The 26,136-nt window shown below is 70.8% G+C and carries 23 protein-coding genes and 2 tRNA genes; 12 read left to right on the top strand and 13 right to left on the bottom strand.

Going from position 1 to position 26,136, the window contains the following annotated elements; all coding sequences use genetic code 11:
* Nucleotides 1-3: 3 nt before the first annotated feature.
* The 3 genes from ispF to AC0QSG_RS15385 all read right to left on the bottom strand — a co-directional run bounded on the left by ispF (nucleotide 4) and on the right by AC0QSG_RS15385 (nucleotide 1,925).
* Entirely contained in the window at nucleotides 4-522 is a 519-nt protein-coding gene (gene ispF / locus AC0QSG_RS15395; protein WP_475376035.1) for a 2-C-methyl-D-erythritol 2,4-cyclodiphosphate synthase, read from the bottom strand.
* The gene (gene ispD / locus AC0QSG_RS15390; protein WP_475377329.1) at nucleotides 519-1,232 is read right to left on the bottom strand and encodes a 2-C-methyl-D-erythritol 4-phosphate cytidylyltransferase; all 714 of its coding nucleotides are present in this window, start codon (nucleotides 1,230-1,232) and stop codon (nucleotides 519-521) included. The genes ispF and ispD overlap by 4 nt, the downstream gene beginning before the upstream one ends.
* 210 nt (nucleotides 1,233-1,442) lie before the next feature.
* Entirely contained in the window at nucleotides 1,443-1,925 is a 483-nt protein-coding gene (locus tag AC0QSG_RS15385; RefSeq protein WP_149956482.1) for a CarD family transcriptional regulator, read from the bottom strand.
* Between the two features lie 245 nt (nucleotides 1,926-2,170).
* Between AC0QSG_RS15385 and AC0QSG_RS15380 the strand changes: the two genes are divergently transcribed.
* Nucleotides 2,171-2,704: a hypothetical protein gene (locus tag AC0QSG_RS15380; protein ID WP_475376034.1), complete on the top strand. Its 534-nt coding sequence runs from the start codon at nucleotides 2,171-2,173 to the stop codon at nucleotides 2,702-2,704.
* Nucleotides 2,705-2,777: 73 nt separating this feature from the next.
* Here the strand turns inward: AC0QSG_RS15380 and AC0QSG_RS15375 are convergent, their stop codons facing one another.
* Nucleotides 2,778-3,458 (bottom strand): winged helix-turn-helix domain-containing protein, encoded by a 681-nt coding sequence (locus AC0QSG_RS15375; protein ID WP_435728898.1) that lies wholly within the window; start codon nucleotides 3,456-3,458, stop codon nucleotides 2,778-2,780.
* Entirely contained in the window at nucleotides 3,455-4,657 is a 1,203-nt protein-coding gene (locus tag AC0QSG_RS15370) for a sensor histidine kinase (RefSeq protein ID WP_475376033.1), read from the bottom strand. Before AC0QSG_RS15370 ends, AC0QSG_RS15375 begins: the two co-directional genes overlap by 4 nt.
* Before the next feature lie 179 nt (nucleotides 4,658-4,836).
* Here AC0QSG_RS15370 and phoU point away from each other — a divergent pair, with 179 nt between their 5' ends.
* Entirely contained in the window at nucleotides 4,837-5,496 is a 660-nt protein-coding gene (phoU, locus tag AC0QSG_RS15365; protein ID WP_475376032.1) for a phosphate signaling complex protein PhoU, read from the top strand.
* Nucleotides 5,497-5,598: 102 nt separating this feature from the next.
* On the opposite strand, the gene AC0QSG_RS15360 is transcribed toward phoU, so the two are convergent.
* Nucleotides 5,599-6,345 (bottom strand): phosphoglyceromutase, encoded by a 747-nt coding sequence (locus AC0QSG_RS15360; protein ID WP_435728904.1) that lies wholly within the window; start codon nucleotides 6,343-6,345, stop codon nucleotides 5,599-5,601.
* Nucleotides 6,346-6,415: 70 nt separating this feature from the next.
* On the opposite strand from AC0QSG_RS15360, the gene AC0QSG_RS15355 reads away from it, so the two are divergent.
* Nucleotides 6,416-7,258 carry a class I SAM-dependent methyltransferase gene (locus AC0QSG_RS15355; RefSeq protein ID WP_475376031.1) on the top strand — a complete coding sequence of 281 codons (843 nt, stop codon included), beginning with the start codon at nucleotides 6,416-6,418 and terminating at the stop codon, nucleotides 7,256-7,258.
* 9 nt (nucleotides 7,259-7,267) lie between these two features.
* Here AC0QSG_RS15355 and AC0QSG_RS15350 read toward each other — a convergent pair whose 3' ends face one another.
* Together AC0QSG_RS15350 and AC0QSG_RS15345 are read right to left on the bottom strand one after the other, a co-directional pair.
* Nucleotides 7,268-7,552, bottom strand: a complete 285-nt coding sequence (locus AC0QSG_RS15350) for a DUF2516 family protein (RefSeq protein WP_475376030.1) — start codon at nucleotides 7,550-7,552, stop codon at nucleotides 7,268-7,270.
* A 109-nt stretch (nucleotides 7,553-7,661) separates the two neighbouring features.
* Nucleotides 7,662-8,822 (bottom strand): trans-sulfuration enzyme family protein, encoded by a 1,161-nt coding sequence (locus AC0QSG_RS15345; RefSeq protein WP_475376029.1) that lies wholly within the window; start codon nucleotides 8,820-8,822, stop codon nucleotides 7,662-7,664.
* An 80-nt stretch (nucleotides 8,823-8,902) separates the two neighbouring features.
* On the opposite strand from AC0QSG_RS15345, the gene tmk reads away from it, so the two are divergent.
* The 4 genes from tmk to AC0QSG_RS15325 all read left to right on the top strand — a co-directional run bounded on the left by tmk (nucleotide 8,903) and on the right by AC0QSG_RS15325 (nucleotide 12,412).
* Nucleotides 8,903-9,547: a dTMP kinase gene (tmk, locus tag AC0QSG_RS15340; RefSeq protein WP_475376028.1), complete on the top strand. Its 645-nt coding sequence runs from the start codon at nucleotides 8,903-8,905 to the stop codon at nucleotides 9,545-9,547.
* Nucleotides 9,544-10,725 (top strand): DNA polymerase III subunit delta', encoded by a 1,182-nt coding sequence (locus tag AC0QSG_RS15335; RefSeq protein WP_475376027.1) that lies wholly within the window; start codon nucleotides 9,544-9,546, stop codon nucleotides 10,723-10,725. The genes tmk and AC0QSG_RS15335 overlap by 4 nt, the downstream gene beginning before the upstream one ends.
* Entirely contained in the window at nucleotides 10,722-12,251 is a 1,530-nt protein-coding gene (locus AC0QSG_RS15330) for an alpha/beta hydrolase (RefSeq protein WP_475376026.1), read from the top strand. Before AC0QSG_RS15335 ends, AC0QSG_RS15330 begins: the two co-directional genes overlap by 4 nt.
* Nucleotides 12,252-12,336: 85 nt before the next feature.
* Nucleotides 12,337-12,412: transfer RNA gene (locus AC0QSG_RS15325), tRNA-Thr, on the top strand.
* 54 nt (nucleotides 12,413-12,466) lie between these two features.
* Here AC0QSG_RS15325 and AC0QSG_RS15320 read toward each other — a convergent pair.
* From AC0QSG_RS15320 to AC0QSG_RS15305, 4 genes are all read right to left on the bottom strand, one after another.
* A complete protein-coding gene (locus AC0QSG_RS15320) occupies nucleotides 12,467-13,312 on the bottom strand; it encodes an aldo/keto reductase (protein WP_475376025.1) in 846 nt (281 codons plus the stop codon).
* A 92-nt stretch (nucleotides 13,313-13,404) separates the two neighbouring features.
* Nucleotides 13,405-13,887, bottom strand: a complete 483-nt coding sequence (locus tag AC0QSG_RS15315) for a hypothetical protein (protein ID WP_475376024.1) — start codon at nucleotides 13,885-13,887, stop codon at nucleotides 13,405-13,407.
* 2 nt (nucleotides 13,888-13,889) lie between these two features.
* Nucleotides 13,890-14,453: a proteasome activator gene (locus tag AC0QSG_RS15310; RefSeq protein ID WP_435728922.1), complete on the bottom strand. Its 564-nt coding sequence runs from the start codon at nucleotides 14,451-14,453 to the stop codon at nucleotides 13,890-13,892.
* A gap of 225 nt (nucleotides 14,454-14,678) precedes the next feature.
* Nucleotides 14,679-15,656, bottom strand: coding sequence for an NAD(P)H-quinone oxidoreductase (locus tag AC0QSG_RS15305; RefSeq protein WP_475377328.1), 978 nt, complete (start codon nucleotides 15,654-15,656; stop codon nucleotides 14,679-14,681).
* Between the two features lie 149 nt (nucleotides 15,657-15,805).
* On the opposite strand from AC0QSG_RS15305, the gene AC0QSG_RS15300 reads away from it, so the two are divergent.
* The 4 genes from AC0QSG_RS15300 to AC0QSG_RS15285 all read left to right on the top strand — a co-directional run bounded on the left by AC0QSG_RS15300 (nucleotide 15,806) and on the right by AC0QSG_RS15285 (nucleotide 21,795).
* Nucleotides 15,806-15,893, top strand: a tRNA-Ser gene (locus AC0QSG_RS15300).
* Between the two features lie 177 nt (nucleotides 15,894-16,070).
* Nucleotides 16,071-16,847: a VOC family protein gene (locus tag AC0QSG_RS15295; protein WP_435728924.1), complete on the top strand. Its 777-nt coding sequence runs from the start codon at nucleotides 16,071-16,073 to the stop codon at nucleotides 16,845-16,847.
* 297 nt (nucleotides 16,848-17,144) lie between these two features.
* Nucleotides 17,145-19,214 carry a bifunctional metallophosphatase/5'-nucleotidase gene (locus AC0QSG_RS15290; RefSeq protein WP_475376023.1) on the top strand — a complete coding sequence of 690 codons (2,070 nt, stop codon included), beginning with the start codon at nucleotides 17,145-17,147 and terminating at the stop codon, nucleotides 19,212-19,214.
* Between the two features lie 37 nt (nucleotides 19,215-19,251).
* Nucleotides 19,252-21,795, top strand: coding sequence for an ExeM/NucH family extracellular endonuclease (locus AC0QSG_RS15285; RefSeq protein ID WP_475376022.1), 2,544 nt, complete (start codon nucleotides 19,252-19,254; stop codon nucleotides 21,793-21,795).
* On the opposite strand, the gene AC0QSG_RS15280 is transcribed toward AC0QSG_RS15285, so the two are convergent.
* A complete protein-coding gene (locus tag AC0QSG_RS15280; RefSeq protein ID WP_475376021.1) occupies nucleotides 21,792-23,801 on the bottom strand; it encodes an FAD/NAD(P)-binding protein in 2,010 nt (669 codons plus the stop codon). The genes AC0QSG_RS15285 and AC0QSG_RS15280 overlap by 4 nt on opposite strands.
* A gap of 113 nt (nucleotides 23,802-23,914) precedes the next feature.
* On the opposite strand from AC0QSG_RS15280, the gene AC0QSG_RS15275 reads away from it, so the two are divergent.
* Nucleotides 23,915-26,041 (top strand): prolyl oligopeptidase family serine peptidase, encoded by a 2,127-nt coding sequence (locus AC0QSG_RS15275; protein ID WP_475376020.1) that lies wholly within the window; start codon nucleotides 23,915-23,917, stop codon nucleotides 26,039-26,041.
* Nucleotides 26,042-26,136 lie beyond the last annotated feature (95 nt).

Below are 26,136 nucleotides of genomic sequence, written 5' to 3'. Positions count from 1 at the left end.
GCCTCAGCCGGTGCGGTAGACCAGCGCTGTCGCGTAGGCGGTGATGCCGAGCGCCTCGCCCTCGTAGCCGAGTCCGTCCGACGTCGTCGCGGTGACGGTGACCGGCGCCCCGGCGGCGGCGGTGAGGGCGGCGTCGGCCTCCGAACGGCGCGGCCCGAACTTGGGGCGGTTGCCCACGAACTGCACCGCGACGTTGCCGATCTCGAAGCCGGCCGCGCGCACCAGGCGGGCGGCCTCCCCCAGCAGCCTCGCCCCGGACGCGCCGGCGAACTCCGGGCGGCCCGTGCCGAAGTGCGTGCCGAGGTCGCCGATGCCGGCGGCGGAGAACAGCGCGTCGCAGGCCGCGTGGGCTACGGCGTCGCCGTCGGAATGCCCGGTGAGTCCGCGCTCGCCCGGCCAGTGCAGACCGGCCAGCCAGAGACCGCGCGTCTCCGCGGCGCCGGCCTTCTCGAAGGCGTGCACGTCCACGCCGATGCCCGTGCGCGGAATCGCGGTTCCTGCTGGTGGGGGTGCGCTGCTCATGGGGTCTCCTCGTAGCCATTGGCGACCATTGCCTCCGCCAGCAGCAGGTCCAGTGGGGTGGTGATCTTGAGTGACTCCGCGGCGCCGCGCACCAGATAGACGTCCACGCCGCGGGACTCCATCAGTAGCGCATCGTCGGTGACGGCGGCCGCCCGCAGCGCGTCCCAACCGGCCGCGGCCTCGTGGGCCGCCAGGAGCTGGGCCAACCGGAAACCCTGCGGCGTCTGGACGGCGCGCAGCCCCGAGCGGTCGGGGGTGGCGGCGACGGTTTCGGCCGCGATGGCCGTCCGCGCCGACGGCGCGGCCACCTTGACGGTGTCCACCACCGGAACCGCCGGGACGGCGGCGTCGGCCCCGGCACGGAGCGCGGCGAGGACCTCGCGGAAGACGGCGGGCGGAGTCAGGCAGCGGGCCGCGTCGTGGACCAGGACGACGTCGGCGCCGTCGCCGACCGCCCCGAGGCCCGCACGGACAGATTCGTTGCGCGTAGCGCCGCCGTCGACCGCGACGACCCCGCGATCCGCATAGCCGGCGCAGACGCGCGTCAGTTCGGTGTCCCCCGGCGGCAGCACCACGACGATGCGGGACGCCACACCCGAGGCCAGCACGCCGTCGAGTGCGTGCGCGAGCAAGGGGCGTCCGGCCAGCGGGACCAGGGCCTTGGGGATTCCGTGGCCGAGGCGCGTCCCGGATCCGGCGGCGACCACCACGACCGCGGCGGCGCCGTCTTGGGCGGCGGATTCTGCTTGGCATGACTCGACGGAGTGCCGGGCGGGAGGCTCGGCGGAGGGCTCCGGGTCGGGACCGGGCGCCGCGTGGGGAGGTTGGTTGTCGGGCACGCGACCAGCCTACCGGCGGCGGGCACGCGAAGGGCCCGCCCACCGTGTGGTGGACGGGCCCGAATGCTGAAGGAGACGCCCCTAGGAGGCCAGCACCTCGTCGAGGACGCTTTCGGCCTTCTCTTCGTCCAGCTTCTTGGCCAGGGCCAGTTCGCTGATGAGGATCTGGCGCGCCTTGGACAGCATGCGCTTCTCGCCGGCGGAGAGGCCGCGGTCGTGGTCCCGGCGCCACAGGTCGCGAACGACCTCTGCGACCTTGATCACGTCTCCGGAAGCCAGCTTCTCCAGGTTTGCCTTGTAACGGCGGGACCAATTGGTCGGCTCTTCCGTGAACTCGGCACGGAGGACGTCGAAGACGTGCTCCAGACCCTCCTGGCCGACGACGTCGCGGACGCCCACCAGATCGACGTTTTCCGCCGGAACCTCAATTGTCAGATCGCCCTGCGCCACCTTGAGCTTGAGGTACATCTTCTCTTCGCCCTTGATGGTGCGCATCTTGATCTCTTCGATCATCGCCGCCCCGTGGTGAGGGTAAACAACCGTTTCGCCAACCTCAAAAACCATGTGGATAATCCCCTTTCCCGACCTCAAGTTTATCACGAAAGTGGTGGAAACATCGGCGAGTTGCTGGGCGACGGGGCGGGAACGGGCGCATAATTCCCCTTCGCGGGGTCCGCGCGGCGTCACCGGCCACCACCGAGTCCTACATTTGTGGTGAAACCGATTAGGCTAAGGGTGAATACCGTCGCCCGCGGGCCACCCGCCGGCGACGGACCCACCAGACTCGAACGTAATGAGGAGTTTGTGCCGTGATCACCGCACAGAAGTTCCGCGGGCGCCGCGCCGTCGCGGCCGCCGCCCTGGCAACGATGGCACTCGGCGCCACGGGTTGCGCCGCCATCAACCCGCAGGCCACCACCATGCAGTACGTTCCCTCTGATGGCTTCTCGGTCGACATCGCGGGCATCCAGGGACGGAACATGATGCTGGTGGCGAACTCCGCCGACGAGGAGGCGCGCCTGATCGGCAGCCTCATCAACTCCACCGACGCCCCGCTGACGATCACGCTGGAGGTTGCCGAGAACACCGTCTCGATCGACGTTCCGGCGGACAGCACCAAGAAGCTCGAGGACGATGCGAACAAGACGATCGTGCCCAATTCCGGCGCGGAGCCCGGCGCGCTGACCAGCGTCCGCATGGCGGTCTCGGGCGCCTCCACGCAGCAGTCCATCCCGGTGGTCAACGGGGCCCTGGCCGAATACCGCCCGTACCTTCCCGGCGGCTACGACGAGTCCACGGTCGAGCACCTGGCTCCGCACGAGGAGACCGAGGAAGCCCACTAGGGCCACCACGCCATAAGGAAGGGTCCCGCAACCGATGGTTGCGGGACCCTTCCTTATGGCTTCGACGAGCGCCTCAGGCCTCGAACTTGTAGCCGAGCCCACGCACCGTCACGAGGTGCGTGGGGTTGGAAGGGTCGGGTTCGATCTTCGAACGCAGCCGCTTGACGTGCACGTCGAGGGTCTTGGTGTCCCCCACGTAGTCCGAACCCCAGACCCTGTCGATCAACTGTCCGCGCGTGAGCACGCGGCCGGAGTTGCGCAGGAGCATCTCCAACAGCTCGAATTCCTTCAGCGGCAGCGAAACGGACTGGCCGCCGACGCTCACCACGTGGCGTTCCACATCCATCCGCACCGGTCCGGCCTGCACCGTCGCGGTCACCAGGTCCTCGGATTCGCCCTGGCGGCGGAGCACGGCGCGCACCCGGGCCAGGAGTTCCCGCGACGAGTAGGGCTTCGTCACGTAGTCGTCCGCCCCCAATTCGAGTCCCACGACCTTGTCGATCTCCGAGTCCTTGGCCGTGAGCATGATGACCGGAACCCCGGAACGCTGACGGAGCTGGCGGCACACCTCGGTTCCCGGCTGACCGGGAAGCATCAGGTCCAACAGCACGAGGTCCGCCCCCAGCCGGTCGAACTCCACGATCGCATCGAGGCCGTTGTCCACGACTTGCACCTCGAATCCTTCTTTCTCCAGAAGGTAGGACAGCGGGTCGCTCAACGACTCCTCGTCCTCAACCACCAGAATGCGGGTCAAATCCTGCCTCCTTGTTGCGTGGCACCAATCGTGCCCCTGCCTTGCGCCCCGACGGACGGTTCGTCCGCCTCTGAGCCCTCCTCAAACACCGGCAGGCGGACGGTGAAGGTGGATCCCTGCCCGGGCTGGGACCACACCGTCACCTCGCCTCCGTGGTTGGAAATCACGTGCTTCACGATGCTCAGCCCCAGGCCGGTTCCGCCGGTCTGCCGCGAACGCGCGGCGTCCACGCGGTAGAACCGTTCGAAGATGCGGTCCTGCTCGTCGCGCGGGATCCCCTGGCCCTTGTCCGTCACGGACACCTGCACCAGCCCGTCGCGGGACCGCAGGCCCACTCCCACGGTGGTGCCGTCCGGCGAGTACCTGATGGCGTTGTCGATCAGGTTCCGGAACGCGATCATCAGCAGGTCCGGGTCCCCGTAGACGGGCTCCTCCGCCCGACCACCCAGCGAGATCGAGATGTTCTTGGCCTCCGCCGGCAGCTTGTTGCGGTCCACCGCCTCCGTGATGACCTCGTTGAGGTCCACGCGGTGGCCCTGCTGCAGGACGTCGGCGCCCTGCAGCCGCGACAGTTCGATGATGTCCTGGACCAGCGAGCCGAGCCGTCCCGCCTCCTTGTGGAGCCGCATCGCGAACCGGCGGATGGCCACCTCGTCGCCCGCCGCGCCCTCCATGGCCTCGGCCAGCAGCGAGATCGCGCCGACGGGGGTCTTGAGCTCGTGCGACACGTTGGCGACGAAGTCGGTCCGGATGGCCTCGGTCCGGGTGATCTCGGTGCGGTCGTCGGCCAGCAGAAGGATGTACTCATCGCCAAGCGGCGCCACGCGGACGTGCACGACGATGGTCCCCTGGCCGAGCGGGCCGCGCGGCAACTCGAACTGCCGCTCCTCGATGACGCCGTCGGACCGCACGGCGCGGGCGAGTGCCAGCAGTTCCTTGTGGACCATGGTGTGCCCGCGGACGAGGCCGAAGGCGTAGGCGGCGGGGTTGGCGCGGACCACTCCGTCGACGTCGTCCACCACCACGAAGGCACGGCCGATGACGGAGAGGATCTCCGCGGCGCCCTCGGGCAGGGTCGGTTCCCCGACGTCCCCCAGATCGACCCGCCCCCGCTGGCTGACGCGGTAGGCAAGAAGGCCGGCGACGCCGAGGGCGAGGCCCAACAGGCCCGACACGACAACGATCCACGCTTCATCCACGCACCCAGCGTAGCGCCAGCGATTCCCGGCGAACCGCCATGTGTCCCGTGGAGGCGGCCGGTTCACGCAACGTTCACTTCCGCGGGCACGACGGTTCATCTAGTACTGTCACAGTGAGCGTTGAATAGGACCGTTCCATCTGCGGATCGGCGGTTGGGCAGCAATGAAAGGACGCGCCAGTGCGTAAGGTTTTCCAGGCCGAGCTCCAGTCGATCGGCGAGGAGCTCACCCACATGTCGCAACTCGTGGCCGAGGCCATGGACAGGGCATTCGACTCCTTCGAGAACGCGGACACCGAGATCGCGCAGGAAGTCATCGCCGGGGACGCCAAGATCGACTTCCTCCAGAACCAGTTGGACGAGCGCGCCATCGACGTCCTCGCGCTCCAGGGCCCCGTCGCCTCGGACCTGCGGATGATCGTCGGTTCGCTGCGTATGAGTGCCTCGCTGGAGCGCATGGGCGATCTGGCCCGGCACATCGCGCAGCTGGCGCGACTGCGGTTCCCGCAGAAGGTGGTTCCGGGGAGCATCGCCCCGGTGTTCCGCGAGATGGCGGACATCGATATCCAGATCGCCCGGAAGCTCGGCGAGCTCCTGACCACCCGCGAGCTGTCCATTGCCAAGGAGATCATCGCGCTGAACGCGCGCATCGACGAACTGCATGTCGGCGTCTTCAAGGCGGTCGCGGATCCCTCTTGGAACGAATCCGCACCTACCACCGCGGATGTGACCCTGACCAGCCGCTATCTGGAACGCTACGGCGACCACGGGGTGTCGGTGGCCCGCAAGGTCACCTACCTCGTGACCGGCGAATGGGATCCGTCGGCGACCGAGGCCTAGCCGAACCGTTTGCGTCCGGGCGGCGCCCAAGCCCCGCACCGACGACGGCGCCCCTCCACCCCGCGGGGTGGAGGGGCGCCGTCGTCGGTGCGTGGGTGGAGGTTAGTGCCGTCCCTGGTTGGCGACGGCCTTGATGGACTCGGCGGCGGCCGCGGGATCCAGGTACTTCCCTCCGCGGACCACCGGGGCGAAGTCCTCGTCCAACTCGTAGTGCAGCGGGATGCCCGTGGGGATGTTCAGCCCGGCGATGTCCTCGTCGCTGATCCCGTCCAGGTGCTTGACCAGCGCGCGCAGCGAGTTGCCGTGGGCGACCACGATGACCGTCTTTCCCGAGGCGAGGTCCGGCTTGATGGCCTCCTCCCAGTACGGCAACATCCGCTCGAGAACGTCCTTGAGGCACTCGGTCCGCGGGGCCGAATCGCCGAGGTCCGCGTAGCGCGGGTCGTTGGCCTGCGAGAACTCCGAATCGTCGTCCAGCGGCGGCGGCGGGGTGTCGTAGGAACGGCGCCATTCCATGAACTGCTCCTCGCCGTACTCGGTGAGGGTCTGCGCCTTGTCCTTGCCCTGCAGCGCGCCGTAGTGGCGCTCGTTCAGGCGCCAGTCGCGGCGGACCGGGATCCACGAGCGGTCCGCCGCCTCGAGCGCGAGGTTCGCGGTGATGATCGCGCGCTTAAGCACCGAGGTGTGCAGGACGTCCGGCAGGAGTCCCTCGGCGGCGATCAGCTCGCCACCGCGGACGGCCTCGGTGCGTCCCAGCTCGGTGAGCGTGACGTCGTACCAGCCGGTGAACAGGTTCTTCTGGTTCCACTCACTCTGGCCGTGGCGGAGCAGGATCAGGTTGTAGGTCATGCCACCATCCTAACTTTGGCCGGTGCGATGTTGCCCAGCGTGACGCGGCCCGTGGAACTAGAATGGCCTCGTGGTGCAGAAGGCGCAGCTACTCGGTGGACGGACGCGTCCCGGGCGACCCGTCGGAAACGTCACGCGCGGCACCACCAACCCCAACCGGATGCGTCGGGTCGACCGCTGGATCACGGGCACCCAAGGCTGGCGCCTCCTCCGGGCGGATCCCGGACCCGTCGCGGTCGATCTGGGCTACGGCGCTTCCGGGACGACCGCCGTCGAACTCTTCGAGCGCCTGCGCGCCGTGCGGCCGGACGTGCGCCTCGTGGGTCTGGAAATCGAACCGGACAGGGTCGCCGCCGCGCTGCCCCTGGCCCGGGAAGGGCTGGAGTTCCGCCACGGCGGCTTCGAGGTGCCCGTGGATCCAAATCCCGTACTGATCCGGGCGTTCAACGTGCTGCGGCAGTACAGCGAGGACGACGTTCCGGGAATCTGGGACGCGCTCACCGGCCGGCTCGCGGGCAACGGACTGCTCGTGGAAGGGACCTGCGACGAGATCGGGCGACGCGCGGCGTGGGTGGCGGTCGACGCGGCCGGCCCACGCACCCTGACGGTGTCCATGCGGTTCGGCGGTTTCGCGCTGCCCTCCGACGTCGCGGACCGCTTGCCGAAGGCGCTGATCCACCGAAACGTTCCGGGCGAGCGCGTCCACGGCTTCCTGCGCGCGGCCGACGCCGCGTGGCTGGCGGCCGCCCCGCTGGCGCCCTACGGGTACCGGCAGCGGTGGATGGCGATGTGCGCGGTGCTCAAGGCGGCGGATTGGCCGGTGCGGGACGGCGTCGGACGGTGGCGGCTCGGCGAGATCACGGTGGACTGGGAGTGTGTCGCCCCGCGCTCGGGAGCCCTGGCCCTGGCATAGCCGCCTGGCCTAGTAGTTGTAGTAGCCCGTGCCCTTGCCGGAGACGTTCGGCCGGACGTCGGCGAGGTAGACACCGGCGATGCAGGCCGCGATCAGCTGCAGGATTCCCCCGCTGCCGCCACCGATGAAACTCAGGAGGCACACGACGGCGGACCCGCCGGCCATCGCCATCCAGAACCCCTTGGTGCGCTTGCCCTCGCGGACGTAGTTGTTCGCCGGGTGGCGCAGGCTGTCGACAAAAGCCCACGCGGCCAGCACCAGCGCGACAATACTCAGCGCCTGGAACAGAAACATCTCGAATAGCATCGCCATACCCACGAGCGACAGTCTACCCACCCCGCCCGTCCCGGCGGGGCATTGCGCGCGGAGCGGCGCGGGCCGTCCCGCGCTATCCCCGGCCGCGTCAGCGTGCGGCGTCCAGCGCCTGGGACAGGTCCCTCCAGAGATCCTCGACGTTCTCGATGCCGACGCTGAGCCGGATGAGGTTCGCCGGCACGGAGTCGGGTTCGGACGGGTGGCGGCGCCGGCGCTCGGCCAGGGACTCGACGCCCCCGAGGCTCGTCGCCGGAGTCCAGAGCCGGAATGCCTCCAGCACGCGCCCCGCGGCCTCCTCGCCGCCGTCCACGCACAGCGCCAGGATCGATCCGAAGCCGTCCATCTGCGCGGCGGCGAGGGCGTGCCCGGGGTCCGTCGGAAGGCCGGGGTAGCGCACCGACTCGACCGCCGGATGGGTGGAAAGGCGTCGCGCAAGCTCCGTGGCACTCGCCTCCGAGCGCTCGATCCGCAACGCCATGGTGCGCAGGCCACGCAGCGTCAGCCACGCCTCGAACGGGCCGGCGATGGCCCCGTGCAGGCTCCGGTGCGCGTGCAGCCGGCCGCGCAGGCCGGCGTCGGACGTGGCGACGGCGCCGAGGACGACGTCGGAGTGCCCGCCGATGTACTTCGTCGCCGAATGCACCACGACGTCGGCACCGAGTTCCAGCGGGCGCTGCAGCAACGGCGTCGAAAACGTGTTGTCCACGACGGTCAACGCGCCGGCGGCGCGCGCGGCCGCCGTCAGGGCGCGCAGGTCGGCGACCTCGAGCATCGGATTGGTGGGGCTTTCCAGCCACAACATGTCCGCGCCGTGCAGCAGGTCGATTGTCGCGGCCGTGTCGGGAACGTCGGCGAGCCGGACCTCGATCCCGCTGCGCATGGTGAGGTCCGCCACCAGCGACAGGCTGCCGTTGTAGCTGTGCCGCGGCACCACCAGGATCCCGCCCGCGGGGACCAGGGACATGGCGGACGCGACGGCGGCCATGCCGGAGGCATAGACCAGCGCCGGCAGTTCGGCGGACTCCAGCTGGGCGAGCGCATCCTCCAGCGGGTCCCAGGTGGGATTGGCGAAACGGCCGTAGACGCGCTCGCCCTCCCCCGGGGTGCCGGCGCCGAAGTAGGTCGACGAGAGCACGATGGGCGGGTTGACCGGCTGGTCCACGGTCCGCGGCGGTCGGCCGGCGGCGACGACGACGGTGTCCGGGGCCATGTCTTCGGGGTGCTGCGACCCCGGCGCGTTCTGCTGCATCCCCCGAGCTTAAGCCGCCGACTGTCCCCAGCCGAACCGCGACGACGTGTTACTTCCCCTGTTCCGGATAGGCTGGAACGGTGAATGAACAGCCGAGCAGCAGCCATCCCGGGGGCCTGTTTATCGTCTTCGAGGGCGGGGACGGCGCCGGCAAGTCCACCCAGGCGGCGCTTCTGGCGGATCGGCTGGCCGCCGCGGGACGCACGGTGTTGCGCACGCGCGAACCGGGCGGCACCCCGATCGGCGAAAAACTCCGTTCCCTGATCCTCGACCACGGCCACGGCACCGTCGACGCGCGCACGGAGGCACTGATGTTCGCCGCCTCCCGCGCCGCCCACGTGGAGCAGGTGGTCCGGCCGGCCCTGATGGCGGGAACGGTTGTGGTCTGCGACCGCTACGTCGACTCCTCTGTCGCCTACCAGGGCGTCGGCCGCGAACTTGGCACCGACGACGTCCTGCGCGTCAACCGCTGGGCCACCGGCGGACTGCTGCCGGACCTGACCGTCCTTCTGGACGTGCACCCGGAGGCCGGGCGGAACCGGCGCACCTCCGGGGAGGCCGCGGAGGACCGCTTGGAATCCGAACCCGACGACTTCCACACGCGCATCCGCGGAGCCTTCCTCGAGCTGGCCGCCGCCTCGCCGTCGCGCTATCTGGTGCTCGACGCCGCCGGCCCGGTGGCCGAGCTGGCCTCGGCCGTCGCCGACCGCGTGGAGGCCCTGTGAGCGTTTGGGACGACCTTCCCGGCCAGGAGGCCGCCGTGGAGGCGTTGCGCCGCGCCGCCGCGGACGGCAGCCCCTCGCACGCGTGGCTGTTCACCGGGCCTCCCGGATCCGGACGCTCCAACGCCGCCCGGTCCTTCGCCGCCGCCTTGCAGTGTCTCGCCCCCGAGCCGGAACGGCGCGGCTGCGGCGAGTGCCGGGGCTGCCGCACGGCCATGGCGGGAACGCACCCCGACGTCGCTCTCATCGCGACGGAGAACGTCACGTACGCGATCGCCGACGTCCGCGACCTGATCGGCAAGGCCCAGGACCGTCCCGCGGGCGGCAAGTGGCGCGTCGTCATCATGGAGGACGCGGACCGCATGACGGAGCGCACCACCAACGTGCTGCTCAAGTCCATCGAGGAGCCGCCCCCGCACACGGTGTGGATTCTCTGCGCGCCCAGTCCCGCCGACGTCCTCGTCACGATCCGTTCGCGCTGCCGGCCCGTCGGCCTGAGGGTGCCGACGCGGGAGGCTGTCGCCGAGCTCCTGGTCCGCCGCGACGGGCTCACACCCGAACAGGCCGAGTTCGCCGCGCGCGTCTCGCAGAGCCACATCGGCATCGCGCGCCGGCTGGCCCGGGACGAGGGAGCCCGGCTCCGCCGCGACCGCACCGTCCGCCTGCCGCTGGCGCTGCGCGGGGTCTCCGACGCCGTCATCGGCGCGGGTGAACTGGTGGAGTTATCCACCACCGAGGCGTCCGCGTCCGCCGAGGAACGCGGAAACGCCGACGCCGCGGCACTGCGCGAGGCGTTGGGGCTGGAGGCCGAAGCGCCGGTCCCTCCGCAGCTGCGGAGCCAGTTCAAGCAACTGGAGGAACTGAACAAGCGCCGGGCCAGGCGCGGGGTCAACGACTCGCTGGACCGCTCCCTGATAGACCTCACGACGTTCTTCCGGGACGTGCTGACCATCCAGCTGGGCACGGGGTCCGAGCTGGTCAACGACTACCTTTCGGCGGAATTGTCGTCCTACGCGGGCCGCTCGACGCCGGAGCAGACGGTCGCCCGGATCGATTTCATCGCCGAGGCGCGCCAGCGCATCTCCGCCAACGTCCAGCCGCTGCTGGCCATGGAAGCCATGATGGCGGGGCTGCTGCCACCACGACTGCCCACCAATCACACAGGAGCACCCATTAGATGACGCACCTCCGCCTGGCCCAGCGTGCCGCAGCGGCCGCCGCCGCCCTGCTTCTCCTGACGGCATGCGTCGGAGGTGGCGGCCAGCCCGAGCCGGCCCCGGACGACGCGCCTTCCGGAGAGGCGGAACCGCCCGCCCCCGAAGGCCTCGAGCGGTTCTACAGCCAGGAGGTCGGCTGGACCGACTGCGAGAACACGTTCGAATGCGCCGAGGTCGAGGTGCCGATGGACTACGCGCGCCCGGACGCCGAAACCATCGAGCTTTCGCTGATCCGCAAACGGGGCACGGACCCCCGCGGGACGCTGCTGGTAAACCCGGGAGGACCCGGCGCCTCCGGCGTCGACATGGTCCGCGATTCGGCGCAAGCGATGTTCTCGAACGAACTGCGCAGCGGCTACGACGTCGTCGGATTCGATCCGCGCGGCGTCAGCCGGTCCGCGCCCGTGGCCTGCCAGACGGACGCCGAGCGCGACGCGGACCGCGAGAAGGTGTGGGACACGTCCACGGACGAGGGGCTCGCCGCCGTCGAAAAGGCCTCGGCGGAGTACGCGGCCGCCTGCGGCGAGAAGACCGGTGTGCCCTTGGCGTTCATCGACACGGTGAGCGCAGCCAAGGACCTCGATGTCCTGCGGGCCGTGAACGGCGACGCGCGGCTGAACTACCTCGGCTACTCGTACGGCACCAAGCTCGGCGCTATCTACGCCGAACTGTTCCCGGAAAACGTCGGGCGCATGGTGCTCGACGGGGCGATGGACCCGTCCCTCGGCAACGAGGAGGTCACCCTGGGCCAAGCCCACGCCTTCGAGTCCGAGATCGACGCGTACCTCGCCGACTGCCTGCGCACGGAGGACTGCCCGTTCGATGGCGACGCCGCCGGCGCCAAGGAGCAGTTGCACCGGCTCTTCGAGGACATCGAGGAGAACCCCCTGACCGCGTCCGACGGCCGCTTGGTGCCCATCGGCGACTTCGTCGGCGGCTTCATCGTCCCGTTCTACGAGGACGCGGCGTGGCCCCGCCTCACCGAGGCCCTGGCGGCCGCGCAGCAAGGGGACCCCACTCCCATGCAGGCCCTCGCGGATCTGGGCGCCGGGCGGAACCCGGACGGAACCTACGCCGGCAACTCCTTCGACGCGTTCACGGCGGTCAACTGCCTGGACTATCCGATGGACACGGACCTCGAGACGCAGAAGGACAACGCCGCAGCGCTGGAGGAGGCCTCCCCCACCCTGGGCAGGTTCCTGGCCTACGGCGGAACCGCCTGCAAGGAATGGCCGTTCCCGCCCACGGGCGATCCGGAGCCGGTCTCGGCCCCCGGCGCCGCGCCGATCGTGGTGATCGGAACCACCGGGGATCCGGCAACGCCGCACGACTGGGCCGAGTCGCTCAACGACCAGCTCGAGTCCTCCGTCCTGGTGACCTTCGAAGGCCACGGACACACCGCCTACGGGCGCAGCAACGAATGCATCGGCGACGCGGTCGACGGCTACCTGCTCGCGGGGACGGTCCCCCAGGACGGGCTCAGCTGCTGAAAACCCGGGGCCCCGCCGTCGTCCGTTTTGACCGGGCCCGAATCGCTCCTATAAAGTAGGTGACTGCGGCCGTGAGGCCGCGGTTGCCTCCTTAGCTCAGTTGGTAGAGCGTTTCACTCGTAATGAAAAGGTCGTCAGTTCGATTCTGACAGGAGGCCCCACGAGCAGCACAAGGCCCCGACCGCATTAAGCGGCTGGGGCCTTGTTCGTTGTTCCTAGGCGAAGTCGCTGACCGCGGGGTCGGGTCCGATGCGTCCCGCCTCGCCCCTATCCAGGCCGTTGACCGCCTCGATGTCCCCTTCGTCCAAGGTGATGGCCAGGGCCTCCCAGTTCTCCACGATCCGGGATGGGGTCACCGACTTCGGGATCACCACGCAGCCGAGCGCCAAGTGCCAGGCGATGACCACCTGCGCCGGGGTCGCGTTGTGCTTTTCGGCGATCCGGGCGAGCTCAGGCTCCTCCAGCAGCTCGGATCCCTGGCCCAGCGGCGACCAGGACTGGTGCACGATGCCGCGTTCCTTCGCGTACTCGCGGAGCTCCGTCTGCGGGAAGTAGGGGTGGGTCTCCACCTGGTGGATTGCGGGCGCGACGCCGGTGGCCTCCTCCAGCTCCCGCAGCGCCTCGATCGTGAAGTTGCAGACGCCGATGGAGCGGACGCGGCCGGAGTTCTTGAGCTCGATCAGCGCCTTCCACGTCGCGACGTGCTTCCCCTGCTTCGGCTGCAGCCAGTGGATCAGGTACAGGTCGAGCGTCTCGAGGCCGAGCCGCTCCATGGACTCGTCGAACGCCGCGAGCGTCTCGTCGTAGCCCTGGTCCGCGTTCCACACCTTGGTGGTGATGAAGAGGTCCTTCGGGTTCAGGTCCGCTCCGGCGATGGCGCGTCCCACGCCCGCCTCGTTGCCGTAGATGCGCGCCGTATCGATGTGGCGGTAGCCGGCGTCGAACGCCTTGAGCACCACGTCGTGGGCGATCTCGTCCTCCACCTTCCACACGCCGTATCCGAGTTGGGGGATGGTGTTGCCGTCGTTGAACGTCAGAACTGGGGATTCGAATGTCGTCATCGGCCCATCCTGCCACCGGTTGGCTTTTCACAACCGCGTAGGCCGCCGCGATCAGCCAACGGCGAAACCGTGCGACCCGCCGTCGTCGGGCGTCAGGGCGCGCCTTCCCCCGCGCGTTGCGCCTCGGCGACCGCGAGGTCGCGCTCGGCGGCCTCGATCCCGACCACCACGACGTCGGCCCGGCGCGCCACGTTCTCGAGGCCGGCCGAGGCGAATCCCCAGCGTTCGCCGTCGAGCCGCGCCAGAGCCGCTGACTGCGCCGCAGTCGCGAGGTCGTTCGCCGCCTTGGACAGGGAACGGTGGACGGTGTGCACCGCGTGCGGGATGTCGTTCGCGTCGCTCGGGCTGAAGGCCTGGGCGCGCATGCAGATGTCGCGCACGCGCGGCTGCAGGTCGGCGAGGTGGTTGGCGATCATGACGAGCGCGTTGTAGAGGTCGTCGTCCTCGATGCCCTCCAGGACCTGGTGGAACCTGTCCAGCCCGCGCCCGTAGCGGTCGTGCGCACGCCGCCAGACACCCGTGCCGAGCTCCTTCTCCTCGCGGCGCGCGCCGCGGGCACCACCGAAAATCGCCACGCCTACAGGTACTGTCCCGGGCCGCCGTCGTCGCGGGGTTCGCCGTCGCCGTCCGAACCTCCCGCCCGCACGGGCTCGCCCTGGTCGTTGATCACGATGCCGGGGGACACACGGGTGCCCGGCGGCAGCTCCTTGAGCTGGATGCGCTGGGCCAGTTGCTGGCTCGCGAGCTGCTGGGCGGCGAGGGTGGTCTGGATGCCGTGGAAGACCCCTTCGAGCCAGCCCACCAGTTGGGCCTGGGCGATCCGCAGTTCCGCGTCGGAGGGGGTCTCGCCGTCGGTGAACGGCAGGCGGAGGCGGTGCAGTTCCTCGACGAGCTCGGGCGACAGTCCGTCCTCGAGTTCCCGGACGGACCGTTCGTGCACGTCGGCCAGGTGGCCGCGCGCCTTCTCGTCCAGGGGTGCCGACCTGACCTCCTCCAGCAGCTGCTTGACCATGCCGCCGACGCGCATCACCTTGGCGGGCTCGTCCACGAGCCCCTCGATGCGGAAGCCCCCGCGGCCGCCTGGGGCCTGCGGCGTCGAACCGTGTCCGCCGAGGCCCGGCTGCGGCTGCTGATCGGTCATGGACCCATCTTGCCACGCCCGCCGATCTGCCGCGGCGCGGCGAAACGGGGCGACACATCGCCGGCGCGTGTGCCTTCCCGACATCGCCGGCGCGTGTGCCTTCGTGAGCGGGTTTCACAGCCGGCCTCCGCAAACACGCAGGTCAGCCTGTCGGATCCGGCGCAAAACCGCTCACGGAGGCTCGAAACCGCTCAGGACGGTCCGGGGTGGGAGCACGCACCCCCTTCAGAGCGTGAGCAGGATCTTCCCCGTGTGCCGGCCGGAATCGAAATACTCGTGCGCCTCGGCGACGCGCCCCAGCGGATAGGTCGCCTCCACCACCGACCGCACGCGGCCCGATTCCACCAGCGGCCACACGTGCTCGCGCACCTCGGCGAGGATTCGCGACTTCTCCTCGACCGGACGGGACCGCAGCGTGGTGCCGGAAACACTCGCCCGGCGCCGCATCAGCAGCCCGAGGTCCAGCTCCGCCTTGGCCCCGCCCTGGAGTCCGATGACCACCAGCCGCCCGCCCGGAGCAAGCGCTTCGACGTTCCGGGCCAGGTACTTCGCCCCGACGACGTCCAGGATCGCATCCGCCCCGCGGCCTCCGGACAGGTCCCGGATGCGCTCGACGAAGTCCTCCTGGCGGTAGTCGATACCGGCCTCGGCCCCGAAGCCGGCGCAGTATTCCAGCTTCTCCACGCTTCCGGCGGTGACCACGGCGTGCGCCCCGCGGGCCGCGAGCAGCTGCGTGGCCATGGTGCCGATGCCGCCGGAACCGCCGTGGACCAGCACCCATTCCCCCTCCCGCACCCCGGCGACCATGAACAGGTTGGACCACACGGTCGCGGCGACCTCCACCAGCCCCGCGGCATCCACGAGCGACGTGCCCGCGGGAACCGGGAGGAGCTGCCCCTCTTCAACGGCCACGTATTCCGCGTACCCGCCGCCGGCGAGCAGCGCGCAGACCTCGGCTCCGTCGTCGTACCGGGTTGCCCCTTCCCCGCGCCCGACGACGGTGCCGGACACCTCGAGCCCCGGGATATCCGACGCTCCCGGCGGCGGCGGGTAGAAACCGCGGCGCTGTTGGACGTCGGCCCGGTTCAGCCCGGCGGCGGCCACCCGGATCAGGACCTCCCCCGGTCCGGCCACCGGACGCTCCCGCTCCACGACCGTGGCCACCCCGGGACCGCCCGCCTCCGCGTACTCGACCGCGCGCATCGTCTCACCCATGTCGTCCTCCGACTCGTCGTCACCGTCCGGCCCCGCCGGGCCGGCTTCGCTCCAGCCTATGCACCCGGACGGCGGGGCGGCGGGGCCCGACGCGGCTTTCCGTCCGCCGGGGGGCCTGCCGTATAGTGCTGGGGACTGGAAGGTTGTCCGAGCGGCCTATGGAGCTGGTCTTGAAAACCAGTGTGCGGCGACCCCGTACCAAGGGTTCAAATCCCTTACCTTCCGCTCCCGGCCCGCAGCACCGCGGGCCACGCAAGGCACGACGGCGGCGTCCCGCCCGGCGGTTTCGACCCCGGGCCGCGGGCGCCGCCGTCGCCCTACCGTCCCGCGCGGCTCCGGCGTAGGATCGGCAGCGACCGCCCGGAACGCACCGGCGTCCCCGCCCGATTCCAGGAGCATGCCATGCCCATCCGCGAGTCCACGCCCTCCGGCGCCCCAGTCTGGGCCGACCTTTCGACGACCGACATGGCCGCGACCCAGCAGTTCTACACGGGGCTGTTCGGCTGGACCTACGACGGCGACGGTACCGCGGAGGAGTACGGCGGCTACGTGACCGCCTACCTCGACGACCGCAAGGTCGCCGGCCTGTATCCGCACATGGAGGAATTCGGCGGCACGCCCAATGTGTGGACCGTCTATCTCAAATCCGACGACATCGCCGCCACGTCCGACGCAGTTGCGGCAGCCGGGGGACGCATCCTCACCCCGGCCATGCACGTCGCCCCGTTTGGCCACATGGCCGTGTTCCGGGATCCCGGGCAGGCGGCGTTCGGCGGCTGGCAGCCCCAGGAACACCACGGTTTCGGGATCGACTCGGAGCACGGCGCGCCGGTGTGGCACGAGAACCTGTCCAAGTCCTACGCCGACACCGTCGCGTTCTACGAGAAGGCCTTCGGCTGGGAGACCTCGGTCATGTCCGACACCGACGAATTCCGCTACACCACGCTCGGGGCCGACGACGACGCCCGGGCGGGACTGATGGACGCCTCCGGGTTCCTTCCCCCGGACGCGCCCTCCCAATGGATCACCTACTGGGGCCTGGCGGATCTCGATGCGTCGATCGCCCGCGCCACGGAGCTCGGCGGTTCCGTCCTCGAAGCGCCCGCGGACACCCCCTACGGGCGCATGGCCACGCTCGTCGACTGCTGCGGGGCGACCATCAAGGTCAACGGACTCTAACGCACCCCGCGGCGAACGCTCCCCGCGCGGGCATCAAACCACGAACATCGGCGACCGGGTCTTCCCGGGCGCCGATGTTCGTGTGTAGGCTCCTTGTTGCCTAGCTTGACAATCGCCGTCGCATCTGTTGATTACGTGTCATTCGCGTAAATCCAGTGGATTTGTCAACCCGGACGTCGACCGGGGTTAACGCGCGGATGGTTGTCTTGGCTTGCCGCCCGCCCCGTGCCGCCGCCTCCATGGCGTGCGGCACCCCGCGGCGCGCCACCCACACCGTTGGCACCAAGGAGACGTGCGATGAACGCCAGGACCCGCAAGAAGCTATTCGGAGGTGCGCTGGCGATCGGCCTGCTCACCGCTCCTCTGGGCGCCCCGCCGGCGAGCGCCGCCCCCGGAACGGAGGACGACATCGCGGTCTCCATCGCCAGTTTCAACGACTTCCACGGGGAGATCTCGGCCGGCTACCCGGCGACCCTGTTCGCGGGGGCCGTGGCGGCCTGGCGCGCCGACCGCGGCGCGGGCTCGACCCTGCTCACGAGCGCCGGAGACAACATCGGCGGGAGCAAGTTCGCGTCCATGATCCAGCGGGACGAACCGACGCTGGAAATCCTCAACGCACTCGGCCTCGACGTCGCGTCTGCCGGCAACCACGAGTTCGACAAGGGTTGGGACGACCTCGGCGGCCGCGTGGCGGAACTCGCCGACTTCCCGCACCTCGCGGCCAACGTCGTCGGCGCGTCCGGGAATCCGGTCCTGCCGGCGTCGCGGACGTTCGACGTCGACGGCGTCAGGGTCGCCATCGTCGGCGCGGTCACCGGCGACCTGCCGACGCTCGTCTCCCCCGGCGGCCTCGAGGGCCTGACCGTCACCGATCCGGTCGCCGCCGTGAACGACGCCGTCGCCAACCTTCCGTCCGACGTCGACCTCGTGGTGGCCAGCTACCACGAAGGCGGCCAGACCGCCGGGACTCCCGCGGAGCCGACCGGCCAGCCCGACACCAACCTGGCCGCGGCGCTCGCCGAGAGCGGCATCTTCAACCGGATCGTCACGGAGACAAGCCCGGCCGTTGACGCGATCTTCAATGGCCACAGCCACTTCGAGTACAACTTCCACGCCCCGAACGGCGACGGTACGCGCCCGGTCATGCAGGCCGGTTCGTCCGCCTCCCACCTCGCCGTGGCCGATTTCCGTGTCGATCCCGACACCCGGGAAGTGGAGTTCGTGTCCAGCGAGGCGCTGCCCGTGGACGGATCCGCCGATCCGTCGGCACTGGCCGCGGCCTATCCCGTGGTCGCCGAGGTCAAGGCGCTCGAGGAGGCGGCGGTCGCCGAGGCCGCCGTCCTGGGGGCGGAGAAGGTCGGCGAGGTCACCGGCTCCATCACCACCGACTACGCCCCGGACAAGGTCGGCAGCGCGGGCGGCGACCGGTCCAAGGAGTCGTCGCTGAACAACCTCCTCGCCGAGTCGCTGCGCAGCGAACTCGAGTCCGTGTCCGGCAAGCCGGCGCAGATCGGGGTGATGAACGCCGGCGGCGTCCGCGACGAGCTGTTCATGGACAGGACCGGACGCGGGGCCACGACCGACGACAAGGCCGCCGCGGGCACGGAGGGCGACATCACGTTCCAGGAAATCGCCAACGTCTTTCCCTTCGGGAACACGCTCGCCAGCGTCGACCTGACCGGCGCGCAGGTGCGGGAACTGCTGGAGCAGCAGTGGCGCGAGTCCGACGGAGTCGAGTCCCGGCTGGCCCTCGGCGTCACCCCCGACCTGAGATACACCTACGACACGTCCCTCCCGGTCGGCGACCGCGTCACGTCCGTCCGGTTCGCGGGCGCGCCGATCGACGACGAGGCCACCTACACGGTCGCGACGCTCAGCTTCCTGGCCGAGGGCGGCGACGGCTTCAGCACGTTCGTGAAGGGCACCAAAAAGGTGGACACCGGATTCTCCGACCTCGAGGCCCTGGTGAACTTCGTCGGGTCCCAGTCCCCGCTGAGCCCGGACTTCACCCGCCGCGGCGTCGAAATCGTCGGCGCACCGGAGACCGTCGAATCCGGCGAGGCGTACTCGTTCGAGGTGCGCGACATCGACCTCGGCTCGGACGGCGCCCCGGCGACCACCGAGCTGTACCTCGACTACGCCCGCACGGCGAAGAACCAGCGCACCCTGGAGACCTTCCCCGTCTCCGACGGGGCCGCGACGGTGGCCTTCACGGCGCCTCGCGCACTCCGCGGCGGAGATCTCCTGGTCGGCAGCGAGGAGAGCGGAACCGAGGCCACGGTGCCCACCACGCTCGAGGACACGAAGCCCGGGAAGGGCCGGCCGTCGTGGGCCGGCGCGCCCGAGCCGGCCTCCAGTTCCCGCTAGCGCCACCCGCACCGCCAACACCACCGAAAGGGACACCTTGCCTCTCCTTCATCTCCGCGCCTCGCTGGCCATGGCCGCGACGGCGGCCCTGGTCTGCGGCCTCGGCGCCGCCCCGGCGCTCGCCGCACCGGCGCTCGCCGCACCGGACGGCACCGGCGTCGTCATCAACGAGGCGTACCTCAGCGGCGGCAGCGCCAACGCCGCCTACAGGAACAAGTTCATCGAACTCCGCAACCCCACCTCCGCACCCGTCAGCCTCGACGGCTGGAGCCTGCAGTACCGCTCGGCCACCGGCACCTCGGCGGTCAACACGTCCGTGGCGCTGCGGGGCACCATCCCCGCGCGGGGAAACTTCCTGGTGGCGGGCGGATCCAACGGCGCCAACGGGGAGGACCTGCCGGCCGCCGACGTCGAGACGTCCTTCAACCCCGGCGGCACGGCCGGGACCATCGTGCTGGCGAACACCGCGGACCGGCTCACGCTTCCCACGGGGTCCGTCACGGGCCACGCGGACGTCGTGGACCTGCTCGGCTACGGCACGTCCAACACCTACGAGGGCGCGGCGGCACAGGCCCCCGCCGCCAACTCGGACCCGAAGTCGCTCAACCGAGCGGACGGGACGGACACGGACGACAACCGCTCCGACTTCACGCTCAGCGCCGCCGTGACCCCCACGGGCAGCGGCGGCGTCGGCCCGGACCCCGAGCCGGAGCCGGAGCCGGGTCCGGAGCCCACGCCGGAAGACCAGACGATCGCCGAGATCCAGGGTGCGGGAGCCAGCACGCCACTGGCCGGCCAGGCCGTCCGCACGCGCGGCATCGTCACCGCGGCCTTCCCGACCGGCGGGTTCAACGGGTTCTACCTGCAGACCGCCGGCACCGGAGCCGACGCCGGCGCCGGCGCTTCACACGGCATCTTCATCCATTCGCCCGCCACGGTGGACGAGGTCCGGGTCGGCGACCACGTCGAGGTCGCCGGCACCGCCGGCGAGTACTTCGGACTCACACAGGTGAGCGTCCGGTCCGGGGGCACCACCGTGTTGGACGAGCCCGCCGAAGCGGTCAAGCCGGTCACTGCCGCTTGGCCGGAGACCGACGCGGAGCGCGAACCGTTCGAGGGGATGCTCTGGGACCCGCAGGGCTCGTGGACGGTCGCCGACAACTACTCGCTGAACTCCTTCGGCGAGATCGCGCTGGCCTACGGGCAGAGCCGCATCGTCGACGGGGAGACGGCCCTCCCGCAGCCCACCGACGTCGCGGCTGCGGGCTCCGCCGAGGCCTCCGCGATCGTGCTGGAGAACGCGGCCCGCCGGGTGGTGCTCGACGACGGGTCGTCCGTGAACTTCATGGGCGCCGACGCGAACAAGGACATCCCGCTGCCGTACGTGGCGCCGGAATCGCCGGTTCGCGTCGGTGCCGCGGCCGACTTCCTCGGCGGGGTGGTGCTGGACTACCGCTTCGGGGACTGGAAGTTCCAGCCGCTGACCCGGCTCACCGGGGACAACCCGGAGGACCAGCCGGTCGGCTTCGAGAACACGCGCACGGCCGCGCCCGCCGAGGTCGGCGGCAACGTCAAGCTCGCCTCCTTCAACGTGCTGAACTACTTCACCACCACCGGGGACACCCTGGCCGGCTGCTCCTATTACACCGACCGCGACGGTGCGCCCGTGACCGTCCGGGGCGGCTGCGACGCGCGCGGCGCCGCGAACGCGGAAAACCTGGAGCGCCAGGAGGCGAAGATCGTCGCGGCGATCACCGGACTGGACGCCGACGTCGTTTCCCTCGAGGAGATCGAGAACTCCGCGGCGTTCGGCAAGGACCGCGACGATGCCCTGGCGACGCTGACGGCCGCCCTGAACGAGGACTCGCCGGGCGTCTGGGCGTACGTACGCAGCCCCGACGCCGTCCCGGCGGACGAGGATGTCATCCGCACGGCGTTCATCTACCGCACGCAGGCCGTGCGGCCGATCGGCGAGTCGGTGATCCTCGACGGCGACGCCTTCCAGAACGCGCGCCAGCCGCTGTCCCAGACGTTCATGAAGGTCGGCGGCAACAACGCCTCCAAGTTCGTGGCAATCGTGAACCACTTCAAGTCCAAGGGCTCCGCCCCGCGCGACGGTTCCGCCAACGACGACTCCGGCGACGGTCAGGGCGCCTGGAACGCCGCCCGCGTGGCGCAGGCGGAGGCGCTCGTGGCGTTCGCCGAGGAGATGAAGGAGTACGGCAACACTGACAAGGTGTTCCTCACCGGCGACTTCAACTCCTACGGCGCCGAGGAGCCCATGCGCGTCTTCGCGGACGCGGGCTACGTGAACCAGGGCGCGAAGACGGGGAAGCACTCCTACCTCTTCGGCGGCCAGGTGGGCTCCCTGGACCACATCCTCGCGTCCCCCGCGGCGGACGCCGTGGTCACGGGGCAGGACGTCTGGAACATCAACGCTGTCGAGCCGATCGCATTGGAATACAGCCGGCACAACTACAATATCGCCGAGCTGTACGATGCGTCTCCGTACCGGGCCTCCGACCACGATCCGGTGGTCGTCGGCCTGCAGCTTGACACGGTGGGCCGCGGACGAGGCTAGCCCCCGGCGAGCCGCAACAGCTCGGCGGCGACGGCGTCCGCATCCGCTAGGGTGCGGGCGCCGTCCTGCCATCCGGCCCCGGCCTCGGCGGCGATCGCCGTCCCCCACTGGACCGAGGACAGCTGCAGCCCCAGCACGAACACGGCCCGGTGCGGGACACCGGACACATCGACCAGCCGGTAGGGCTCGCCCACGACGTCGAATCCCGACCCGGGGACTTCCTCCCCCTCGCCGGTGAGCATCGGACGCGGCCGCGCGAGGCCGTCCGCCTGCAGCTGTGACAACAGCGCGGAGCGCGTCTGGGCCACCCGGTTAGCCGGCATCATCGCCTCAACCATGTGCCGCGCCGTGGTCGGCTCGGCCGCCACCCAGGGGGACGACGCCGAGAAGTGCCCGGCCTCGTCGTCGAGCGAGAACACCGGGTCGGGGCCGATGAAGCGCACGATCCCCGCGCGGACGAGCGCCGCGAGCTCCTCGATGCGCTGGAGCGGCGGACCGCTGGCCAGCCCCTCCACGAGCGGTTCGAACCAGCGCTGGAGCTCCTCCAGCCGGCTCGCCTCGTCGACGAGGCCCTCCGCGACCATCCGCTTGACGACCATCCGGCCGAGGTTCAGCGTCGCGATCGCCATCTTGAGCGGATCGTCCTCGCCGCGGGCGGAGGACCGGGCGTCCTCCTCCAGATACTCCAGCACCGCGGTCCGGTACGCCTCGTCGTCGACGAATCCGCGGTCCGCGAACGGATGACCGAGCGCGGCGACGTCGAGCCATCCCACCCCCGGCGCGGCGTCCTCCACCAGGGCGCGGGCCAGCGTGCGCCACACCTCCTGCCCGTGTTCGTGCGGGGCGTCGAGGATCGCATCCAGGCGCACCAAGAACTCCCCCGCGCCACCCGCGAACGCCTCCGGCGCCGTGCGGGCCCAGGTCGCGAGGTACGTCCGCAGGACATCGCGGTGCAGCAGCGGCCAGATGTGGGCGGCGAAGGACACCTGGCCCGGTGGCTCGCCCGGTGCGCCCAACGCGGCGAGCGCATGCACGGACTCGAAGCTCAGGTGCACCAGCTGGGCCGAGGGCGCGATGAACGCGTCCACGCAGGCCTTGGCGCGGTAGGGCGTCCCGCGGCGCGACGCGGCGACGACCAGAGGTTCGCGGCCGCTGGCGCGGTATTCCAGCGCGCGGCCCGGGCCGTCGCCGGTTTCCGCGAACTCCCCGGCCCGCCCCACGGTGAGCTGCGCCATGGCGTCGAAGAAGTTCAGGCCGAGGCCGCGGACCAGGAGCGTCTCGCCGGGGGGAAACACGTTCCAGTCAACATCGGCCGGGACATTCGGCTCCTGGTAGTGCAGCCCCACGGCTCCGGCCCGCAGGCCGGCGGCCTCCTGCCGGGGGTTGGCGCGGGCGGGGACGTGCCCGACGGCCAGGATCGCGGCGTCGACCTCCAGCGACGCTCCGGTCGGACCCGCCGGGGCTTCGCCGGCGTCCGCCGGCACGTTGAGGCCGACGGCGTAGCCGGCGCCGAGGCGCCGCAGCGAGACGGCCTCGGCACGCACGTGCCTGAGTCCGACGACGGAGGGGTGGTCCGCGAGGCGGCGCGCCACGGCGTCGTACACGTGTTTGAGGTAGCGCCCGTAGAGGGCGCGCGGCGGGTAGGACCCCGCCCGCAGGTCCCCCAACTCGCGGCGCTCGACCGGGGTGAGGTCCGCTCCGTCGCCCCCGGCGACGCGCCATTCGTCGAAGGTGAGGCCCACGGCGGCAGACGTCCCGCGCGGCGGGGCGACTGTCGGGTACAGGGCGGGCGTGTTCATCAGGAACAGCCTCGACTGATTCGTGGCCCAGACGTGGCCCGGGCCGGGTTCGAGGGGTTCGACGACGGTGATGTCCAGCGGACGGCGCGGCGGGGAGTCCGCGGCGCCGGGACGTTCGGGCGCGAGGTGGGCCAGCAGCCGCTCCAGCACCGACGTGCCGCGCGGACCCGCCCCGATGACGGCTATCCGAAACGTCTCGTGGACCACTGGCGACTCCTCCATTCGATGCGGCCGATGCCGCTGGATCCGCGGGGGTGGCCGCTTCCAGCCTAACGCCAGGGCTTCCCGGGCCTGTCGTCCACGGCCATAGACTGGGGCGCATGAGCATGCCAGCGACCCAGCGGACCGACGACGACGACCAGGACGGCTTCCTGTGGCTGGAGGAGGTCGACGGCGGACGCGCCCTCGACTGGGTCCGGGACCGGAACGCCGAGACGGAGGCGCTGCTCGTCGACGACGCCCACCGGGAGCTGGAGGCGTCTCTGCTGGAGGTCCTGGACGCCGAGGACCGCATCCCGATGCCCAGCAAGCGCGGCGCGCACTACTACAACTTCTGGCGCGACGCAGCCCACCCCAAGGGCCTGTGGCGAAGGACAACGTGGGAGGAATACTCGGCGCCGGCCACCGCGTGGGAGGTGTTGCTGGACGTGGACGCGCTGGCCGCGCGTGAAGGCACGGCGTGGGTCTTCGCCGGCGCGCAGCTCCTGCGCCCGGACGACGGCGGGGACTACGAGCGCGCGCTGGTGAGCCTGTCGCCCGACGGGGGCGACGCCGTCGAGGTCCGCGAGTTCGACCTCGCCACCCGGGACTGGGTCGCCGGGGGGTTCGCGTTCGACGCCGCCAAGTCCAACGTGTGTTGGGACGGCCGCGACGCCGTCTACGTCGGAACGGACTTCGGCGAAGGCTCGCTCACGCTGTCCTCCTACGCCCGGACCATCCGCCGGGTGGAGCGCGGGCAGGCGGTGTCCGACGCCCCGGAGGTGTTCGCCGTCGATGCGTCGCACGTCGCCGCGCGGGTGCGCCACGACCCGACCCCGGGTCACGAGCGCACGGTCGCGGTGGACGTGATCGACTTCTACAACAGCCGGAGTTCAGTGCTGGGCCCCGCCGGGTGGATCGCCATCGACGCCCCGACCGACGTCGGCGTCCACCTGCACCGCCAATGGATCCTGTTCCGGCCACGGACCGACTGGGTGGAGGGCGGGGAGACGGTGCTCCGGGCTGGCGCCCTCGGCGTCGCGGACGCGGAGGCGTTCCTCGCCGGCGACCGGAGGATCACCGAGGTGTGGGCGCCCGACGGGGCATCGTCGCTGGAGTCGTTCGATTTCACCCGCGACCACCTGCTGCTCAACACGCTCCGGGACGTCTCCTCCGAGGTCCTGACCGCCGACCCGGCCGACGGATGGCGCCTGCGGCCCCTGGACCTCGGCGCCCCGCTGCACAGCTTCGGCGTGTGGGCGGTGGACGACGAGGACCCCGAGACCGCCAACGACTTCTGGCTGACCAGCACGGGGTTCCTCACTCCGGCGACGCTCTCCCGCGGTTCCCTGGCGTCGGCCGCGGGCTCCGGGCCCGCCGCGCCGCCCGCCGCCGTCAAGCGCGCGGCGGGCCATTTCGACGCCGGAGGCCACGTCGTCGAACAGCATTTCGCCCGGAGCGACGACGGGACGGCGGTCCCGTACTTCCAGGTCTCGCCGCGCGGGATGGCGCTCGACGGCAACAACCCGGTGCTGATGAACGGGTACGGCGGTTTCCTGGCCAGCCTGACGCCCTCCTATTCGGGTGCGGTGGGCCGGGCGTGGCTGGCCCGGACCACCGCGGAGGGCCGCCACGGGGTGTACGTCGTCGCCAACATCCGCGGCGGCGGGGAGTACGGACCGCGCTGGCACCAGGCGGCGCTGCGCGGCAACCGCCACCGCGCCTACGAGGACTTCGCCGCGATCGCACGCGATCTGGTATCCCGGGGCGTGACGGTCCCGCGCCGGCTGGCGGCGACCGGACGGAGCAACGGCGGGCTGCTGATGGGAAACATGATCACGGGCTACCCGGAGCTCTTCGGCGCGATCTCGTGCGGTGTGCCGCTGCTGGACATGCGGCGCTACACGCGCCTGGCCGCGGGCCATTCGTGGATCGCCGAGTACGGCGACCCGGAGGTGGCCGAGGACTGGGAATTCGTGCGCACGTTCTCGCCCTACCACCGGCTCGACGAGGCGTTGCCCGACGGCGTGTCCTACCCGCCGTCGCTGATCTGGACGGCCACCAGCGACGACCGCGTGGGACCCGTCCAGGCACGCAAGATGGCGGCGAAGATGGCGGAGCGGGGCACCACGGACGTTTGGTACCACGAGGCGCTCGACGGAGGGCATGCGGGGGCGGCGGACAACCGGCAATCCGCGGCCATGCTGGCCCGCAGCTACGGATTCCTGTGGCGCCAGGTGGCCGTCTAGCGGCCTGTCGGGGACCGGCGGGGTACCGGCGAGGGGCCGTCCGACCGCCGTTTTTGAATGGCGCCCCGGTGTTGGGTAGTCTTGGGGGGCTGGTT

Source organism: Arthrobacter sp. LT660 (assembly GCF_056172845.1).
This window is presented reverse-complemented; position numbering and strand designations above follow the sequence as displayed.